Source organism: Gordonia sp. 852002-51296_SCH5728562-b (genome assembly GCF_001665475.1).
GTDB lineage: Bacteria > Actinomycetota > Actinomycetes > Mycobacteriales > Mycobacteriaceae > Gordonia > Gordonia sputi.
In genome coordinates, this window is the sequence record NZ_LZMI01000055.1 from 1 (window position 1) to 17,546 (window position 17,546).

General features: G+C 63.8%; 23 protein-coding genes, 1 pseudogene and 1 other annotated feature. Of the genes and pseudogenes, 13 read left to right on the forward strand and 11 right to left on the reverse strand.

All coding sequences use genetic code 11. The features are described 5' to 3' along the window. Positions 1 to 105: 105 nt before the first annotated feature. On the reverse strand, positions 106 to 294 hold the full coding sequence (locus tag A5766_RS09565) for a hypothetical protein (RefSeq protein WP_064904434.1): 189 nt from the start codon (positions 292 to 294) through the stop codon (positions 106 to 108). A 105-nt stretch (positions 295 to 399) separates the two neighbouring features. Between A5766_RS09565 and A5766_RS09570 the strand changes: the two genes are divergently transcribed. Then, the gene (locus A5766_RS09570; protein WP_082965486.1) at positions 400 to 843 is read left to right on the forward strand and encodes a DDE-type integrase/transposase/recombinase; all 444 of its coding nucleotides are present in this window, start codon (positions 400 to 402) and stop codon (positions 841 to 843) included. 78 nt (positions 844 to 921) lie between these two features. Here A5766_RS09570 and A5766_RS23840 read toward each other — a convergent pair whose 3' ends face one another. Beyond that, a complete protein-coding gene (locus A5766_RS23840) occupies positions 922 to 1,647 on the reverse strand; it encodes an IS3 family transposase (protein ID WP_156527423.1) in 726 nt (241 codons plus the stop codon). A gap of 20 nt (positions 1,648 to 1,667) precedes the next feature. Between A5766_RS23840 and A5766_RS09585 the strand changes: the two genes are divergently transcribed. Beyond that, a protein-coding gene (locus tag A5766_RS09585) for an IS3 family transposase (RefSeq protein ID WP_156527424.1) occupies positions 1,668 to 2,920 on the forward strand; the annotation gives its coding sequence in 2 pieces (ribosomal slippage) (positions 1,668 to 1,962 and positions 1,962 to 2,920; 1,254 coding nt in all). Continuing rightward, positions 1,952 to 2,083: a sequence feature (AL1L pseudoknot), on the forward strand. (Overlaps the previous gene by 132 nt.) Before the next feature lie 9 nt (positions 2,921 to 2,929). On the opposite strand, the gene A5766_RS09590 is transcribed toward A5766_RS09585, so the two are convergent. Both A5766_RS09590 and A5766_RS09595 read right to left on the reverse strand, forming a co-directional pair. Continuing rightward, entirely contained in the window at positions 2,930 to 3,109 is a 180-nt protein-coding gene (locus A5766_RS09590) for a hypothetical protein (RefSeq protein WP_064904454.1), read from the reverse strand. 5 nt (positions 3,110 to 3,114) lie between these two features. Then, positions 3,115 to 3,411 (reverse strand): transposase, encoded by a 297-nt coding sequence (locus tag A5766_RS09595; protein ID WP_064904504.1) that lies wholly within the window; start codon positions 3,409 to 3,411, stop codon positions 3,115 to 3,117. 169 nt (positions 3,412 to 3,580) lie between these two features. On the opposite strand from A5766_RS09595, the gene A5766_RS09600 reads away from it, so the two are divergent. The 3 genes from A5766_RS09600 to A5766_RS09610 all read left to right on the forward strand — a co-directional run bounded on the left by A5766_RS09600 (position 3,581) and on the right by A5766_RS09610 (position 5,606). Continuing rightward, the gene (locus A5766_RS09600) at positions 3,581 to 3,889 is read left to right on the forward strand and encodes a hypothetical protein (protein ID WP_156527425.1); all 309 of its coding nucleotides are present in this window, start codon (positions 3,581 to 3,583) and stop codon (positions 3,887 to 3,889) included. Between the two features lie 104 nt (positions 3,890 to 3,993). Beyond that, entirely contained in the window at positions 3,994 to 5,157 is a 1,164-nt protein-coding gene (locus A5766_RS09605; protein WP_156527426.1) for a hypothetical protein, read from the forward strand. A gap of 47 nt (positions 5,158 to 5,204) precedes the next feature. Continuing rightward, the gene (locus A5766_RS09610; RefSeq protein ID WP_064904467.1) at positions 5,205 to 5,606 is read left to right on the forward strand and encodes a hypothetical protein; all 402 of its coding nucleotides are present in this window, start codon (positions 5,205 to 5,207) and stop codon (positions 5,604 to 5,606) included. A gap of 307 nt (positions 5,607 to 5,913) precedes the next feature. On the opposite strand, the gene A5766_RS09615 is transcribed toward A5766_RS09610, so the two are convergent. From A5766_RS09615 to A5766_RS09640, 6 genes are all read right to left on the reverse strand, one after another. Further along, complete coding sequence (locus A5766_RS09615) at positions 5,914 to 6,276, reverse strand: hypothetical protein (RefSeq protein ID WP_064904474.1); 363 nt, start codon at positions 6,274 to 6,276, stop codon at positions 5,914 to 5,916. Next, a complete protein-coding gene (locus A5766_RS09620) occupies positions 6,273 to 6,677 on the reverse strand; it encodes a hypothetical protein (protein ID WP_064904483.1) in 405 nt (134 codons plus the stop codon). Before A5766_RS09620 ends, A5766_RS09615 begins: the two co-directional genes overlap by 4 nt. Before the next feature lie 138 nt (positions 6,678 to 6,815). Next, positions 6,816 to 7,409, reverse strand: a complete 594-nt coding sequence (locus A5766_RS09625; protein ID WP_064904494.1) for a DinB family protein — start codon at positions 7,407 to 7,409, stop codon at positions 6,816 to 6,818. A 144-nt stretch (positions 7,410 to 7,553) separates the two neighbouring features. After that, on the reverse strand, positions 7,554 to 8,117 hold the full coding sequence (locus A5766_RS09630; protein WP_064904497.1) for an NADPH-dependent FMN reductase: 564 nt from the start codon (positions 8,115 to 8,117) through the stop codon (positions 7,554 to 7,556). 74 nt (positions 8,118 to 8,191) lie between these two features. Continuing rightward, positions 8,192 to 8,458, reverse strand: coding sequence for a hypothetical protein (locus A5766_RS09635; protein WP_005206062.1), 267 nt, complete (start codon positions 8,456 to 8,458; stop codon positions 8,192 to 8,194). Then, positions 8,455 to 9,057 carry a recombinase family protein gene (locus tag A5766_RS09640; RefSeq protein WP_005206059.1) on the reverse strand — a complete coding sequence of 201 codons (603 nt, stop codon included), beginning with the start codon at positions 9,055 to 9,057 and terminating at the stop codon, positions 8,455 to 8,457. Before A5766_RS09640 ends, A5766_RS09635 begins: the two co-directional genes overlap by 4 nt. A gap of 238 nt (positions 9,058 to 9,295) precedes the next feature. On the opposite strand from A5766_RS09640, the gene A5766_RS09645 reads away from it, so the two are divergent. The 8 genes and pseudogenes from A5766_RS09645 to A5766_RS09680 form a co-directional block, all read left to right on the forward strand. Next, positions 9,296 to 10,732, forward strand: a complete 1,437-nt coding sequence (locus tag A5766_RS09645) for a carboxylesterase/lipase family protein (RefSeq protein ID WP_039855651.1) — start codon at positions 9,296 to 9,298, stop codon at positions 10,730 to 10,732. A gap of 30 nt (positions 10,733 to 10,762) precedes the next feature. Further along, positions 10,763 to 12,283 carry a glycosyltransferase 87 family protein gene (locus A5766_RS09650; protein WP_039855659.1) on the forward strand — a complete coding sequence of 507 codons (1,521 nt, stop codon included), beginning with the start codon at positions 10,763 to 10,765 and terminating at the stop codon, positions 12,281 to 12,283. Further along, positions 12,222 to 12,635 (forward strand): TIGR02611 family protein, encoded by a 414-nt coding sequence (locus A5766_RS09655; RefSeq protein WP_005206049.1) that lies wholly within the window; start codon positions 12,222 to 12,224, stop codon positions 12,633 to 12,635. The genes A5766_RS09650 and A5766_RS09655 overlap by 62 nt, the downstream gene beginning before the upstream one ends. Positions 12,636 to 12,748: 113 nt before the next feature. Then, positions 12,749 to 14,806: a threonine--tRNA ligase gene (gene thrS / locus A5766_RS09660; protein ID WP_005206047.1), complete on the forward strand. Its 2,058-nt coding sequence runs from the start codon at positions 12,749 to 12,751 to the stop codon at positions 14,804 to 14,806. Beyond that, positions 14,799 to 15,413, forward strand: a complete 615-nt coding sequence (locus A5766_RS09665; RefSeq protein ID WP_051993851.1) for an HIT family protein — start codon at positions 14,799 to 14,801, stop codon at positions 15,411 to 15,413. The genes thrS and A5766_RS09665 overlap by 8 nt, the downstream gene beginning before the upstream one ends. Before the next feature lie 64 nt (positions 15,414 to 15,477). Continuing rightward, complete coding sequence (gene pgsA, locus A5766_RS09670; RefSeq protein WP_005206043.1) at positions 15,478 to 16,200, forward strand: phosphatidylinositol phosphate synthase; 723 nt, start codon at positions 15,478 to 15,480, stop codon at positions 16,198 to 16,200. Continuing rightward, entirely contained in the window at positions 16,197 to 17,114 is a 918-nt protein-coding gene (locus A5766_RS09675) for a phosphatidylinositol mannoside acyltransferase (protein ID WP_005206041.1), read from the forward strand. Before pgsA ends, A5766_RS09675 begins: the two co-directional genes overlap by 4 nt. Next, positions 17,111 to 17,380 (forward strand): annotated as a pseudogene (locus A5766_RS09680) (glycosyltransferase family 4 protein); the annotation flags it as partial. The gene A5766_RS09675 and the pseudogene A5766_RS09680, both read left to right, overlap by 4 nt. On the opposite strand, the gene A5766_RS23845 reads toward A5766_RS09680, so the two are convergent. Continuing rightward, a complete protein-coding gene (locus A5766_RS23845; protein ID WP_442902953.1) occupies positions 17,335 to 17,544 on the reverse strand; it encodes a glycosyltransferase family 4 protein in 210 nt (69 codons plus the stop codon). The pseudogene A5766_RS09680 and the gene A5766_RS23845 sit on opposite strands and share 46 nt — an antisense overlap. Positions 17,545 to 17,546 lie beyond the last annotated feature (2 nt).

Genomic DNA, 17,546 nt, shown 5'->3' on the forward strand with positions numbered 1-17,546 from the left:
GAACACAGTCCTCCTGAAACGACATGATCGCCGCAACCTCTCACCTGAGAGTGTTGCGACGATCATGTGAACCCGCCGTGGTGTCGGGGGCCGTGGGGTGGAGCGTCAGCGACGGCGCGGGGCCTGCCGCAGATCGTGGGGATGCACGGTCTCCGGCGGCGCGTCGCCGAAGCGGACGACCACGCAGTCGCGGCGGAACCGCACGATCCGGCAGGGGAGGTCCTTGGTGCCGCTGATGCCGACGTAGGTCGGGGGGCCGGTGTGCAGCCCCCAGTGCTCGACGATGGAGGTCATGCCGTCACCGCCTGGTTGACCGAGGCGAACACGCGGTCACGCACGTTGTAGATCGTCGAGCGGTTGACCCCGAACTCCCGGGCCAGGGCCGACGTGTACTCGCGCATGGTCGGTGGTTGGCAGGTCTCGACCACGATGCACACCGACCTCGCCTTGGACGCCCTCGATATGGAATTGTGGGCGCGTGATCGTGCCGGCCAGGGTGTGGCCGGGTTGATTCACCATTCCGACCGTGGAGTGCAGTGTCGAGCCATTCGTTACACCGAGCGTCTCGCGGAAGCTGAAGCGGTGACTTCTGTTGGCTCCAAGGGTGATTCGTATGACAACGCGATGGCTGAGGCGTTCAACTCGTTGTTCAAGGCCGAGTGTATCCGCAACCCGATCATGCGCCCGAGGGGCGGTTGGGGCGGTGTTAGCGAGGTCGAGATCGCTGTCGCCGAGTACATCGAGGTTCAACCACCGACGGTTGCACGGCGAGATCGGGCATTTTCCACCTGTCGAGTACGAGGCCGCCTACTGGGCGGCCCGAAGAGTCACCAGCTACCGTGAGAACCCGGTCCCAGTGAACGCTGGAACCAACTAACCGAGTGATGTGTCCTGGGTTCGGTGGTGTCGCCATACTTGGTTTCAGGCCACAGGTTGGGTGGATTGGTGTAGCAGTTCGAACTCTATCGGAGTGCGCATCCCGAGGGCGGAATGGCGGCGCTGGCGGTTGTGGAAGATTTCCAGGTAGTCGAAGATCGCGTTGGCTAGTTCGATTCTCGTCTTCCAACGTTTGCGGTTGAGTAGCTCGGTTTGCATTCTGCCCCAGAATGATTCGATCATCGCATTGTCGTAGCAGTCATCGATCGAACCCATCGACGGGACCAAACCGGCCCGCTTAGCCCGATCGGTGAACGCCCAGGAGGTGAATTGCACTCCGTGGTCGGAATGAATGATCCCACCGGCCTGGGGGTCGCGGTTGCCAATCGCCATGCCCAGCGCGTTGGTGACCAGTGCCGCGGTCTGACTCGAATCGATCGACCAGCCGACCACACGCCGGGAGAAGGTGTCCAGCACCACCGCGCAATACACCTTACCTTCGTATGTGCGATGCTCAGTGATATCAGTGACCCGCAACCGATTTGGAGCATCACGGGTGAACATCCGTTCCACCAGATCCGTCGCCGTGGGTGTCTCGTGACGGGGCCGGGCACGACGCGTACCTGGAAGCCCCTTGAGGTTCGCGCGAGCCATCAACATCTCGACCTGGTTATGGCCGACCTGCAGCCCCAGCCCAAGGGTAAGTTCGGCGTGAACCCGGCGGGCGCCGTAAGTACCCTGAACCGTCCTGGGTCTGGTGGAGACCGTGATCTCACCAGGAGAATGCTGTTATGGGAGCACCACGGAAGTTTGACCAGGAGACGCGTGAGCGTGCCGTGCGGATGTATCAGGATCGGCTCGGCGAGGTGGGCGAGTCGAAGTCGGCGGCGCGCCGGCATGTCGCCGAGATGCTCGATATCAATCAGGCGACGCTGCGTAACTGGATCGAGAAGGACACGCCGGTGGTCTCCTCGGGGGTGAGTACGACCAGTGGGGAGTTGGATGCTCAGGTGCGTGAGCTGCGTCGTGAGAATTCCGAATTGCGCAGAGCCAATGAGATTTTGAAGACGGCGTCGGCGTTTTTCGCCGCGGCGGAGATCGACCGCCGACTTCGTTGATCGTCGAGTACATCGACGATCACAGGGACAGGTTCGGGGTCGATCCGATCTGCCGGGTACTCACTGAGTACGGAATGCAGATTGCCCCATCCACCTACTATGCCCACAAGCAGCGTGGCCTGGTCTCGGCAGCGATGCTCGAGGAGGCCTACGCCGCTCATGCCGTCTACCAGCAGTTCGAGAAGAACCGCGGTGTGTACGGGGTGCGCAAGATGTATCACACGATGTGGCGCGCCGGTCACGTGATGGGTCGTGATCAGGTCGGCCGGCTGATGGGGATCTGCGGCATCTCCGGTGCTGTACGCGGCAGCCATCGCACCACCACGACCCACCGAGACGATAGAGCGCCACGATTCCCTGATCATGTTGAACGACAATGGGATACACCGACACATCCGGATCAGTGGTGGGTGGCCGACTTCACGTATGTGTGGACATTGGCGGGGTTTGTCTACGTCGCGTTCCTCGTGGATGTGTTTTCGCGACGCATCCTCGGGTGGCGAGTCATGGCGAGCAAGCACACACCGTTGGTGACGAGTGTTGTCGAGCAAGCGTTGTTCGCCCGCCGCCGATCCGGATTCGACTTCACCGCAACCGGTTTGGTTCATCACAGCGATGCGGGCAGTCAGTACACATCGTTGGCGTTCACCGCTGCGCTGACCGAGGCCAACATCACCGGATCCATAGGATCGGTCGGCGATGCGCTCGACAACGCGCTCATGGAGTCGGCGATCGGCTTGTACAAGACCGAACTGATCGACACCGGCCGCACCTGGAAGGACCGCGGCGAGGTCGAACGAGAGACCGCCGCCTACGTGCACTGGTTCAACGCCGAGAGGCTGCACTCCTCCCTGGGCTACTGCTCACCCGTCGAGTACGAGACGCGCTATCGTGACAGCGTCGCCTCCGTGGCGGAGGTGGCCTGAACCAGGTCTCTATCCGATCCAGGACGGTTCACCCCGAGAGGCTATGTGCACAGCACGGATCTGCTCGGTCAGCCACGCATGACGGACCTCCCGGGCCGACGGCGCCCGGCTGCGCCATGCGTAGTAGCCCGACTCGGTGACCTCCAACAGTCGGCAGGCCACCTGGACGGGCAGTCCTTCTGCGGCCATGGTTTCTATGGCCGCGTACCGCCTTTTGGGTCGTGCGGCCCCCGCAGCAGCTCACGTGCCCTTTTCAGGACGGCCACCTCAGTTTCCAACTCGCGGATGCGCCTATTGGCCGCGCTGAGCTCGGACAGCTCAGCGCGGTTGAGCCCGGGTAGCTGTCCGGTGTCGATCAACTCCTGTTTGCGCCAGCCGTAGATCGTCTGGTCGCTGATATTCAGATCTGCTGCGATCTGCGCAATTGGTCGGCCAGCGGCCACCAGGTCGAGCACCTTGCGGCGGAACTCTTCGGGATAACGCTTGGGCACGGACACGGCTCCTTCGTGGACGTCGTGACCAAAAGTCAAGCAAACCGACTCCATCCAACCCAGGGCACATCAGAGCCTCCAGCAAACCCGGGGCGATTCAGTACTTCGTTATATTTCTATGGTTGCTGCGAGGGCATCATGTTCAGCACGGGGTGAGGAGTGAAGTCACGTGCCCGACGAGTTCAGGCTTGATCCGGATTCAGTGATGGGGTTTGGCAAGCACTTGTGGCGGGTGTCGGACGGGCTCGCCGGGATCGACACCGTGGGGATCTTCTCCGCGGGTGCTGCTGCGTGTCCGGGCACCGATCTCGAACGCGGTTTGAAGCGTCACGCGGAGCGTGAGCACGACGCTATTCGCGGACTCTCCACCGGTTTTGATGACTTCGGGACCGACGTGAAGCGTGCGGTGGAGGCATTTGTGCGAGCGGATGATCAGTCGGCCAAGAAGATCACTCGCGCGGGTGATGAGCGGCTGTGACTCTGACGATCAGCCAGGTTGACGGGTTCTCGATCGGATCATTGACGCAGACCGGTGACGGTCTCAGTTCGGGGTCGGAGTCGTTGGCCGATAACGCGACGAGTGTGCTCAACGCATTGGACCGTGTATCGACCGATTGGCGCGGAGAGACGCAGACTCAGGCGGCGGTGAGGGCGAAGGACCACGCGGACAGTCTTACTGAGAGGGCCAAGCGGTGGTCAAGCGCGGCTGCGGTGTTGCGTACCGCGGCCGATCAACTGGGCAAACTCAGGGATGAGATTCTCGCGACCAGCGAGGACATGATGGTGCGGTACGTGTGCAGTGTCGCCGACAGCGGTGTGGCTACGGTCAAGAAGAGTTACCTCGACAGTCTGGCCGCAGCCAACGATGGTGATCCCGACGGGTTGGCGGCCGCACGAGCGAAGGCGTTTACGTTTGCCGCGCAGGTCACGTTCAAGTTGCGCACCCTGTTGAACACGATGGACGTCGCGGCACAGTATTACGACTGCTGTGTGGAGAATGCGTTGCTAGGGCTGGGTATGTTCCCGACGGGTGCACATCCGTTCCATCCGCGGATTCCGCCGGCGCCCGCGCCGCCGAAGGGGCCGATCGAGGATGCGAACAGGGACGGGTCGGGGCCTGCTGATTACCGCTCCTACAACCCGAGCTTGCTGGAGAAGGGGTACTTGCAGGGGGTTCGTGCGGCCGCTGAGGGCGGTGCGGGCAATGCCGCAGCTGGTATGCCGATCGCAGCCGGCATGCTCAAACACTTCCTGGACAACAGCGGCGAGAAATACCGATTCGATGTGAACGGCATGCTCCGAGACGTGCCAAAGTTTTCAGACAAGGTCCAGAGAGACGCTGGCCAGAGTGCAAAGAGTGCGTCCGAGGTCATGCCGGATGGTTATCGTGGTCCGGTTGCGTTCCAAAGCGCGTGGAATCCAGATGGCGACCAAGGTTTTCGAGCTGACCCGAAGCAGCATCCGGATTATTGGGCTGCGTTGGGCACGTTCTCATATCAGACGAGTGGTGTGTACATGCCGAATCTCGGTGGCGCAGGCGCGGGTCCTGGTGAACTCACCTACCAGACCAGCATCTACGACTACTACAACTGGGACACGACCAAGAAATCGCCGTCAGAACAGTATTCGGATCTCAACGATCTCCATCGCGCGGGTTGGGCGCAGAACTACGAGGTGACGAACACGTCGAGTCCGCAAACTTCGATGGTGCGGCAGCCACTGGCTCCGCACTCCGGGGCACACTGATGACGCGCACCAGGTGGGTGTGTTTGTGGGTCGCGTGCGCTGTCGTCGTGGTGGTGGCGCTCGTTGTAGGTGCGGTGGTGTACTTCAGCACCGCGCATCGTGCGGCTCGGATGGCTGACCGGATCGGCGTGAGCGTGCCCGACAACGCCACCGACCTGCAGGTCGACGACCCGCCATTCGCGCTACAGGGAAACTGCTCGACCATGGCCTTCCTGATACCGACGAACGAATGGCAGGCCTACGTCGCGAGGTACTTCGATCTCAACACGCTCGGGGCTCCGGATATGCTCCGCGAGTTCTGTGGCCAAACTCTTGTTACCTGCGTCGACGACATATACGTGAAGGGTTACGTAGTGCACGGCGACTACGACGGAGTCAAACGTGGACTCACCGTGACTCCTGACTGCATCGACGGGAAGGCCAGAATCGCCTGGGGCACAACCGACTAGCCGATGTCAACAGTAAGTCGCCTAAGAGTTCGTTAGTCCGCATGGAACACCAGCACGTGATCGGAGCCACTGACCTCCCACTTCGTGACCGTCGACGGATCGAGCTCTCGGTACCGCAGCGCGGCCTCAGCGGCTCCCGGTCGGGGTAGATGCCGATGAGGTGGGCCGGGTCGTCCGCAGTGGCGGCCCGAGCCTCGGCTGCCCGGCGCATGTGTCTATCGAAGGGCATCGCGTAAGGATCAGTGCGCGGCTCGATCTCGAGGTAAGGGGACTCGGGAGGGAGGGCCGCTGAGATCAGGATCGTCGGTCATGACGGATCACCTTGCTCGCGCGCTTCGAGTTTGAGTGCCCTGGGCTCGGCTTCGAGCAACTGATCGAGCGTCGCGGACCTGCACCGACGACAGGTCTCGGAGCTGTCGTAGATCGCAGCTCGGCCGCACCGGAAGCACCGTTCGAGGTGCACAGCCATCGGGTGCGAAGCCGGTGCGGTCGTGGCCACGATCGTACCGATCACATGCGCGACGATGATCCCGCGATGGTCGATGTCGATCAGGGTGGTCAAGTGCAGCAACAGCGCCAGATCCTGTGCAGCCTCGGCCACGATGCGCTCGGCCCCGTCTTCTGTTGTGGCAGTAGTCATTCGGCGCAGGATCGCCGTCAGCCCGCTCATCGCAGCGCCTCACGGCCGACGATGTGGCCGGACACGTCGGCCCACAATGGTCGCCGCAAAGGCAGCGATGTAGCGCCTGTTTCAGCCGCTCGACCGGCGGGGGTGTGCAGGTACTTGTACTGGCCCTCCCCGAGGCGATGACGGCCCATGTCGACCGTTGCGCGGACGACGTGGTCGGCGTCGTCGTACAGAGCTCGGAGGTCGTCGACTTCAGATGCGTTCAGTAGCCGCGGGAGAAGCGCACCGCCGTACTCGTTCACCTCGGCGGTGACGCTTCGCCAGTCGGCCGACTCGACACGCTGCGAGTATGCATCCCCCGCAGCCGCACCCGTGGCGCCGACGTTGCGATGTGCCCCGGCGTCAGCCCCGCGGTTGCCTCGGTTGTCCGCGGCTGTGGTCACGTTTCCTCCAGTGTCGACTACCGAGCGCCTCCTTCGCCCTCACCAGGCAGTCGCGACACCGGACCGAAACGTGAGATGAGGTTTGCACCAGCACGGCTCTCGGTGCCGACGAGCAGCCAGCCTGGGCGACAGTGCCTTTCACGCTCCGACGGTGCCCACGGTAGGTTCGTAGGGCGTGAAGAACTGATTCGCCGGTACGCCCTCGAGCGTCATCACCAGAGCGGGTACAGCCACGCCGTCGATCTGCTCTCGGATGATGTCGGCGTGCCCGGCGTGACGCGCGTACTCCTCGATGAGGTGAATGAGGTAGTAACGCAACCGGATTGGTTGCGGCTCCAATTGGCCGTACCAGGGTGCCGGCGGCGCAATCGCGTCGGCTCCCGGGTCGCTCGCCAGAATCAGTCCACGCAGTTGCACGCGTGTGCTGTCGAAGTCGCTGAGCAGATCGTCGACCGACTCGTCCTCGCCCACAACGAAACCGGCCAGATAGTCGGCGACGCCGTCCGCGTCGACCGTCGGCGTGACGTCCTCTCCGGAGAGCCGCTCGATTGCGCCACGCATGCCGTCGAGGGTGTGCTTGATCAAGCCGCCGATGGAAAGTTCGCTCCGACAGGGGGTTTCGCGCAGCTGTGCCTCCGTGAGGCCGAACGCCGCGGCGCGGATCGCGTCGAGCTGCTGATCAACATAGTTGGCGATACCGGTTACTTCATTGTCGCGCTGCGGTGAATACATCGAAAGGCTCCGATCAGAGGTGGTGTGAACTTCTGATCAGAGCCTCTCAGCGATTGCGGTCGGTTTCGGTCCGCAATGAAATAATGACTCTCAATTCCGAAGTGGTGTCAATGCCCGTCATCCGCGAAGTGGTGTCAATGCCCGTCATCCGCGAAGCGGTGTCAATGCTTCAGACAGCTTCACGATCTCGTCGAGCTGAGCCTTGACCACGGCGCTTTGCTGCTCGTTCGGCTCGAAGATGCCGTCGTCGGTCAGTTGCTTCTGCGGGAAGTTGATCTCGACGTTGCCCTTGGTCATGACGAGTCCGAGTGCTGACACGACGACAGGCAGTGCGACCTGTGCGCGTGTCCCCGCCGAGTTGCCGCCCCAGTTGACGAAGCCGACGGGTTTGCGGTCCCACTCGCTGTGCAGGTAGTCGAGTGCGTTCTTGATGGCGGGGGAGTAGCTGTAGTTGTACTCAGGAAAGACAAAGATGAACCCGTCCGCTGCCTCGACGCGTGCGCTCCACGCCTTGGTGTGGTCTTTCACGTAATTCTTGAGTCGCGGATGGTTAGGCTCGTCCATGAACGGAAGATTGAGCTCTGCGAGGTCGACGAAGTCGACGTCGTAACGGTCGTCGGCATCGGCTGCTGCCTTGACCCATTCGGCGATGGGGCCGCCGATCCGGCCTTCGCGGACACTTCCGAGAATGATCATCAGCCTGGTCATAGAAGTCTCTTCTCTGTTCGGATTCTCGAGCGGGGTCTGCGCCAACGATGGTAGTCAGCGCGCACACGTGGCAGTCAGCGGCGAGCCTGTCTCACGAAGCCGTACAGAGCGGCGCGGTACCCGCGTTCGTAGCTTTGGGTGATCTCGGGAATGTCGCCCGAAGCGAGCGCCGACGACGCGTGGTGACGCGCCCAGGTATCCGGCATGGTCGCGAGATACGTTGTCGCGTCGTCGAATCCGCGTTGGAACGCATCTTCGTCGATCGTGTCGTCGACGAGCGAGGGCTGACGCGTCGTCGGGGGCGTCGACACCGGGAACGCGACAATTCGGCCGCTGGTCATCTGGTGGCTCTCTTTTCTGCGAGGGTGCGGTACAGGGTGGCGCGACTGACGCCGAGCACGGCGGCAATCGTCGGGACGGAATCGCCGTTCTCGCGAAGGCGTCGCGCGAGCTCGACCTGCTCGTCGGTCAGCGCTCGTGGACGTCCAAGGTGTCCGGCTCGATGACGGTCGCCTGGGCTGCGCGCTCGACGCCCGAGGGCACTCATCTCGTCGTTGGCGACGGCGAGCGACGCGAGGACACCGACGAGTGTGGAGCCGCCGTCGTCGTGCGTGCTCAGGCCCTCGCGCAGGGCCTGTATCCCCACGTCGAGTTCGGTGAGCGTGCGGACGGTCGCCAGGACTTCGTCGGCGGAGCGCCCCAACCGGTCCATGCTGACGACGATGAGAAGGTCGCCCGGGCGGGCGTAGTCGAGGAGAGCATCGAAGCCGGGCCGTTGTGCCGCAACGACTCCCGCGAGGGTGTCGTCCGTGTAGATCCGACGCTGGGCGACGCCGTGGGAGACAAGGGTATCGACTTGCTCGTCGAGTGCCGGCGCCACCGCACTCGTACGCGCGTATCCGAGCAGCATGTGCTGCGCGGACGGAGGGGGCTGTGCCATGTCCAACAACGTATCGCAGAACTACCGACAAAATGAGATTTGGCGACGGCGTTTCGAGACACAGTTACCGATCCACGAGTTTCCCTCTAAACGAGCGAGACCAAGACAATAAGACGGATCGTCGAACTCCCGAACTGTCGGAGTTATGAGACAGTTGGGACAAGTTATGAGACGATGATCCGAGATATCTTCGCGATCGCATCCGGCTGGGCGTCGTCACGGCGTACTGTCCGCGAGCATGACGCGAACACATGTCCAGACCCCCGTCGTCACGACAACCGCCGGGCGTATTTCGGGTCGCAGATCCGATGGCGTGTCGGCCTTTCTCGGCCTTCCCTGCGCTGCTCCTCCTGTCGGGCCTGCGGCGTTCGACTCACCCCGGCCGGTCGACTCCTGGGACGGTGTGCGCACAGCCGTCGAGTACGGGCCGACGGCACCGCAGGTCCCGTACCCGGCGCCGATCGCCGCACTGCTCGACAACGTGATCGAACTCGGCGACGACTACCTCACTGTCAACGTGTGGACCCCGGATCAGAGTGCGGGCGGATTACCGGTCATGGTGTGGATTCACGGCGGTGCGTTCACCCGTGGTTCCAACCGGTTGGCCATCTACGCCGGGGATACGTTCGCCCGCGACGGTGTGGTCTGCGTCGGCCTCAATTATCGGCTCGGCACAGCGGGTTTCGCGTCGGTGAGCGGCGGCGTCGAGAACAGGGGATTGCGCGATCAGATCGCGGCCCTCGAGTGGGTGCACGCGAATATTGCGAGCTTCGGGGGCGACCCCGGCAACGTGACGATCTTCGGCGAATCGGCCGGAGCCATGAGCGTCGCGTCGCTACTGGCGTCGCCGCTTGCGCGCGGTCTGTTCCGGCGAGCGATCATGCAGAGCGGCAACGGTACAGCGGCCGCTGAGATCGACGATGCCCGTCTGGTCACCGGGCGGCTGTCGGAGATCCTCGGTGTCGACGCCGACGCACAGTCGTTTGCCGAGGTCGATCCCGTCGCGTTGCTCGCGGCCCAGTCGCAACTGGCACTCGAATGCATGGTGAACCCCGACCCCGCCCTGTGGGGTGAGTCGACGGTTGCCAAGGGGATGGGCATCATGAGCCAGTTCCCCGTCGTCGACGGTGACGTCCTCACCTCCGTGCCGCAGGAGGCGATCGCGTCGGGCGCCGGGGCCGATGTTCCGCTGCTGGCAGGCTGGAACGCCGACGAGTTCCGATTCTTCCTCGCGGCGTCGGGCGGAGCCGATGCGATCACAGAGCAGGCTGCCGCAGCGGTACTCGGTCGGCAGCCGAATGGCATCGACCAGCTCCGCGCCGGACTCGACGCCGGTGCCAGCCCAGGAGACGTGCTCGCGCAGGCACTCACCGTACGCGCATTCTCCGGCCCGACGACTACGCTCGCCGCGTCGCGTCCATCGGGCTCGACGCACCTCTACGAGTTCGGGTACCGGAGTCCGATCGCCGACATCAGGGCAGGTCACGCCGTCGAAATCCCGTTCGTCTTCGATCACCTCGACCAGGCGCACTCCCTCGTCGGCCCCGAGCCGGACCAGCAGGTCGCCGACGAGATGCATCGAGCGTGGGTCGACTTCGCGACGACGGGCGATCCGGGCTGGTCGTCGACCGGTACGGAATCAGACAATCGACGCCTTCGGCGATTCGGTTTCTGACCTGCGATAAGTCTTGGCTACGGTGTGTTCATGTCTGCGAGCACCACCGTCGATCAGCGACCGTCGCCGCTGGTACTCGGTTGGAAGCCGGTGCTCGCGGTCGGAGTACTCGCCGTCCTCGCGCTGATCTGGCATATCTTCGTGATCCCGATCGGCGCGCAGTTCAACGGGCTGTTCGACAACGCCACCGATCTGTACGTCTACCGAGCGGGTGGACGTGTCGTGCTCGATGGCCGACCACTCTACGAATTTCCGGTGTGGGGTCGTCTGAGCTTCACCTATCCGCCATTTTCTGCTGTGGTGTTCACCCTCTTCGCGCTGATGAGTGCGCTGGTGGCGAAGATCGTGTGGTGGGTGGCGATCTTCCTCGCGCTCGTGGCGACGGTATACCTCGGCATGCGCACGCTCGGCTACAAGGCAGACAGCAAACTCGCGATCTTCGGTGTGTGCGGAGCCATCTGTGTCACGGTGCTCGAACCAGTACGGACGACGATCTGGCTCGGCCAGATCAACGTCTTCTTGATGTTCATCATCCTGCTCGACCTCGTCTTTCTCGATCTGCTCCATCCGCGATCGAGGCTGCGTGGTCTCGGCGTCGGCATCGCGGCGGGGCTGAAGCTGACCCCCGCGTTCTTCGTCGTGTACCTGCTCGTGCTGCGTCGCTGGCGGGCCGCGGCGATGGCAGTCGTGGGGTTCGCCATCACCGTCGTGATCGGATACCTGGTCATCAGGGCCGACGCCCATCAGTACTGGACGACATACGTGACCGGCGAGTCACGTATCGGACGCGTGGATTCACCGGCGAACCAGTCGGTGAATGGGTTCATCGCGCAGATGCTCGCGTATTTCGATGTTCGACGGTTCTCCGAGCCCGCACCGGTCGGGCCGCTGTTCTCGCCGCCCGACTGGATGTGGATGCCCGTGGCGCTCGTCGCGGCGATTCTCGGGCTCTGGGCAGCGGTCGTGTCCTACCGGCGCGGACGCCGCCTGCTGTCGGTGACCACCGCGGGAATGACCGCGGCGACGGTGTCACCGTTCTCGTGGGGTCATCACTGGGTGTGGGTGGTACCGCTGCTGGTCGTCGCCTTCGACTTCGCGTACCGGGGCAGCATCCGCGGACGTAGGTACTGGTGGCGGTGGTTGGCCCCGCTGACGGTCGGCGCGCTGTCGTTTTCGTACTGGTGGAACTACTGGGGCAGCGGAAGCCACTACGGAGCCGATCACATCATTGCGGTCGGGCTGTTCATGATGCCGCGATATCCCGATCCGGGAGTGTTCGATCGCATCACGGTCATCCTCTACTCCGGGTGTTATCCACTGATCCTGTTGCTCACGATCATCGTCACGCTGGCAGCCGAGTTTCGACAGCGTCGCGCCGACGCGCGTGGGGAGGTGACGCAGCCGGATACGTACCCTGGACACATCGAGTCGTCCGGTGCCGTCAGCCCCACGGCGTCGGAGACAGCAAACGCGGAGAGTGGAGTACTGCGTGCCGACGTGGCAACGAATACGCATCTGGAGTCGTCAACGCAGATTCGTCATCCGGCGTGACGCGCGTCTGAACCTCACCTATCGGATCATTGTCGGCGTCGTCGGTGCGCTGGTGCTCGCGGGCGGCATCGTCGCCATTCCGTATCCCGGCCCCGGCTGGTTGATCGTGTTCTTGGGACTCGGCATCCTCGCGTCGGAATTCTCGTGGGCTCAACGGCTACTGCGCTTCGCGCGAAGCAAATACGACGCCTGGCTCGATTGGATGAAGAAACGTCACTGGTCTGTGCAGGGGGCTTTCGGCATCGTCACCTGCGTCGTCGTACTCGCCTCCCTGTGGGTCCTGGGTGTGCTGGGAACTGCCGCGAACTGGGTGAACCTCGACGCTTCGTGGCTCACGAGCCCGATCCTGTAGGACATCCCGGCCGCGGTGGTGGCCGACGGGGCGCCCGCAGATACGATCGACGTGCACGAACACCGATACTCACAGGCGGGCACGACGCCCGCCTCGCATCAAGGAGCAGCGAAGTGCCCGACAACGCAATGGTGACCAGCCCAGCCACGATCCGTGTGCCGGCCGGGACCACCGCGGGCACGGCGCTGCGCGAGCACGAACTGCCCAACAAGGGACCCGAGGCCGTCGTCGTCGTTCGTGATGCCGCAGGCCAACTGCGCGATCTCTCCTGGGCTCCCGATCTCGACACTGACGTCGAACCGGTTGCCGCGAACACCGAGGCGGGCCGGAGCGTGATCAGGCATTCGACGGCGCACGTGCTCGCACAGGCCGTGCAGGATCTCTTTCCCGAGGCAAAGCTCGGGATCGGGCCGCCGATCAAGGACGGCTTCTACTACGACTTCGACGTCGCAGAGCCCTTCACCCCCGAAGATCTCACCGCGCTCGAGAAGAAGATGAAGCAGATCATCAAGTCGGGTCAGAAGTTTTCGCGACGGGTCTACGCGTCGAAGGACGAGGCCCGGGTGCAGCTCGCCAAGGAGCCGTACAAGCTCGAGTTGATCGACGACAAGGGCGCGGCCGACGACAGCGAGGTCATGGAGGTCGGCGGGGCTGAACTCACCGCGTACGACAACCTGAATCCCCGCACCGGCGAGGTGATCTGGTGCGATCTGTGCCGTGGTCCGCACGTCCCGACCACCAAGTACATCTCCGCGTTCAAGCTCACCAGGAGTTCGGCTGCCTACTGGCGCGGCGATCAGGACAACGCCGACCTTCAGCGCATCTACGGCACCGCATGGGAGTCGTCGGAAGCTCAGGACACCTACCTCGAGATGCTCGCGGAGGCCGAGAAGCGCGACCATCGACGACTGGGTGCAGAGCTCGACCTGTTCAGCTTCCCCGACGAGATCGGTTCGGGCCTACCGGTGTTCCATCCGAAGGGCGGCATCATCCGCACCGAGATGGAGGACTACTCGCGCAAGCGTCACATCGCTGCCGGATATCAGTTCGTCAACACGCCGCACATCACCAAGAGCAACCTGTTCGAGGTGTCGGGACACCTCGATTGGTACGCCGACGGCATGTACCCGCCTATGCAGCTCGACGCCGAGTTCAACGACGACGGCTCGGTGCGCAAGCCGGCTCAGGACTACTACCTGAAGCCGATGAACTGTCCGATGCACAACCTGATCTTCGACGCGCGTGGACGCTCGTATCGAGAACTTCCGTTGCGCCTCTTCGAGTTCGGCACCGTCTACCGCTACGAGAAGTCGGGCGTGATCCACGGGCTGACCCGCGCACGGGGGTTCACTCAGGACGACGCACACATCTACTGCACCCGCGAGCAGATGCGTGACGAACTGCGCTCGCTGCTGACCTTCGTCCTCGATCTGCTTCGCGATTACGGTCTCGATGATTTCTATCTGGAGTTGTCGACGCGGGATCCCAAGAAGTCCGTCGGCGACGACGAGACCTGGGAGATCGCGACCAACACGCTCGCCGAGGTTGCGGGCGAGTCCGGACTCGACCTCGTACCCGATCCCGGTGGCGCCGCGTTCTACGGACCCAAGATCTCCGTCCAGGTCAAGGACGCGCTGGGCCGCACCTGGCAGATGTCGACCATTCAGCTCGACTTCAACCTGCCGGAACGCTTCAACCTCGAGTACACCGGCTCCGACGGCGCCAAGCATCGCCCCGTCATGATCCACCGCGCTCTGTTCGGTTCGATCGAGCGGTTCTTCGGCGTGCTCACCGAGCACTACGCGGGCGCCTTCCCGGCATGGCTGTCGCCGGTGCAGGTCGTCGGCATCCCTGTTGCCGAGGCGTTCGTCGACCACCTTCAGAGCGTCATGGATCAGTTGAAGGCCAAGGCAATTCGCGCCGAGGTCGACTACTCCGACGACCGCATGCAGAAGAAGATCCGCACGCATACCACCGGCAAGGTGCCGTTCATGCTTCTCGCAGGCGAGCGTGACGTCGAGGCGGGTGCGGTGAGCTTCCGATTCCGAGACGGCACTCAGGTCAACGGCGTTCCCGTCGCCGACGCGGTCAGAATCATCGACGAGTGGATTTCCGCCCGTCGCAACGAGTCTCCGACCAAGGAGCTGATCGAAGGTGCAGGAGATGCCTGACGCCGACGACGAGTCGAGCGGTGGGGCCCCGACCGGTGCTCACGCCGGTGAGATCCGCGATTGCGGTACCGGCGATCCCGATCGGCTACAGCGGCTGTGGAGTCCGCACCGGATGACCTACATCACGGCCGACCCGCCGGTCGTGAAGAAGGCAGCCGACGGCTCGGACCTCACCGGGCACCCCTTCCTCGACATCCCGACGATGACTGACGAGGACGGGTTGATCGTGGCGCGTGGAGAGCACGTCTACGCGGTGCTCAACCTGTACCCGTACAACCCCGGCCACACGATGATCGTGCCGTATCGGCAGGTCGCAGACCTCGAAGCGCTGACCGCAGGCGAGGCCGACGAGTTGATGGGGTTCACGCAGCGCATGATCCGCACGATCAAGGCGGTGTCGAATCCGAACGCGTTCAACGTGGGTCTGAATCTCGGTTACGCCGCAGGCGGCTCGTTGTCGGAGCACATCCACCAGCACATCGTGCCGCGGTGGGTGGGCGACGCGAACTTCATCACGGTTGTCGGCGAGACAAAAGTCATGCCACAGTTGCTGCGCGATACCCGTGCGCTGCTGTCGGACGCGTGGAAGCAGCTCGACGCCCCATGAGCGCGCGACCGCACCGCATGAGCAGTGCAGGTACAGGACTGAACGGTCGGGAAGGAGCGGTGCGGTGCTGAGCATTCGAGGCCGGGCGTCGGTGTCGAAGGTGACGTTGCCGCTCGGACGTGCGTTGCTGCGCACCGGGCTGACTCCTGACGCCATGACCGTGATCGGCACCGTGGCGACTGTCGCGGCGGCGGTGACGCTGTTCCCGATGGGCCACCTCTTCTGGGGCACGATGGTCATCTGGCTGTTCGTGATGTTCGACATGCTCGATGGCGCGATGGCGCGAGCCCGCGGTGGCGGAACCCGATTCGGTGCGGTGCTCGACGCCACCTGCGACCGCATCGCCGACGGCGCGATCTTCGCGGGTCTCGCGTGGTGGTGCGCGTGGACGCAGCCGCACCAGTGGCTGTTCGTCGCCACGATGATCTGTCTGGTGACCTCGCAGGTCATCTCGTATGCCAAGGCACGCGCCGAGGCGTCGGGTCTGTATGGCGACGGCGGTCTCATCGAGCGCCCGGACCGGCTGATCATCGTTCTGGTGGGAGCGGGCTTCACCGGTCTCGGACTGTGGTGGGCGATTCACGTCGCCATGTGGCTTCTCGCGATCGGGAGCGTGATCACCGTCGGACAGCGCATGTGGTCGATTTCCCGGTCACCGGGTGCCCGAGACCTGATCCCACTGGCGTCGAGTTCGACCGACACTGACACCGGGACCGATGCTGAAGCCGCGACCGACCCCGACACCGAGACCCAGGCCGGGCCCGACGCAGGCACCGGAAGCCGGTGAGCCGCCTCGGCGGGTACGTCTCCGACCTGGGCTACCGGGCCGGATGGGCCGGTGTGCGTCTGCTTCCGGACAGTTGGGGCAGAACCGTTTTCGAGGGCGCGGGCGCGATGGTCGGTCGCCGCAACGGCGGCCCGCAGCAGTTGCGACGCAATCTTGCCCGCGTGATCGGAGCCACGCGGCCGCAGGACGTGCCGGACGAACTCGTCGCCGACGCGATGCGCTCGTATGCCAGGTACTGGTACGAAGCCTTTCGCCTGCCCGCCATGGGACTGGCGAACGCCGCGGCGTCGGTGCACATCGCCGACGACGATGTCGCCCGCTTCGAGGCCGAGATCGCGAAGGGCAAGGGGCTCATCTTCGCGTTGCCGCACAGCGGCAACTGGGACATGGCCGGGGTGTGGCTGATCAATCGCGGTCATCGATTCTCGACAGTGGCCGAACGACTCGAACCGGAGTCGCTGTTCGATCAATTCGTCGCGTATCGCGAGAGCCTCGGGTTCGAGATCTTTCCGCTCACCGGTGGGGAACAGCCTCCGTTCGCGCGTCTCGCCGACAGACTTCGCGAAGGGTCGGTGGTATGTCTGCTCGCAGAACGCGACCTGACCCGCCACGGCGTTCCGGTGCAGTTCTTCGGTGAGCCGACCCGCATGCCCGCCGGGCCTGCGCGCCTCGCTATCGAGACGGGCGCAGCGCTCATGCCCGTACACCACTTCTTCCTCCCGGACGGGAGGTCGCAAATCCTGGTCGGAGAGTCGGCCGACGTGTCGGGCGGCGTCGAGCAAGCCACCCAGGCGGTGGCCGACGCCTTCGCCACGAACATCGCGGCACATCCCGCGGACTGGCACATGTTGCAGCCGCTCTGGGAATCCGACTGGTCGGCGGAGCGTCGTGCGCGAATCGAGAGCACCGGATGAAGATCGGAATGGTCTGTCCGTACTCGTTCGACGTTCCGGGCGGCGTGCAGGCACATGTGGTCGAGCTCGCCGAGGTGTTCATCGACCGTGGCCATACCGTGAGCGTCCTCGCGCCAGCCGCCGACGAGACGGTGCTGCCGGACTACGTGGTGTCGGCGGGTCCCGCGGTGGCCCTGCCCTACAACGGGTCGGTGTCTCGCGTCTGCTTCAGCCCACACGGCTACCTGACGCTTCGCCGCTGGATCGCCGACAACGAGTTCGACGTCGAGGTGTGAAACGTCGTGACTATCGGCCCCAACGCGACCATCAACGCCAGCATCGACAGACTCGGCGAATTGGGTTCGTGGACGTGCAAGACGTCGAACTCGTTGTCGGCGATCCAGCGGCGAAGCGTCAGGTAGCCGTGTGGGCTGAAGCAGACGCGAGACACCG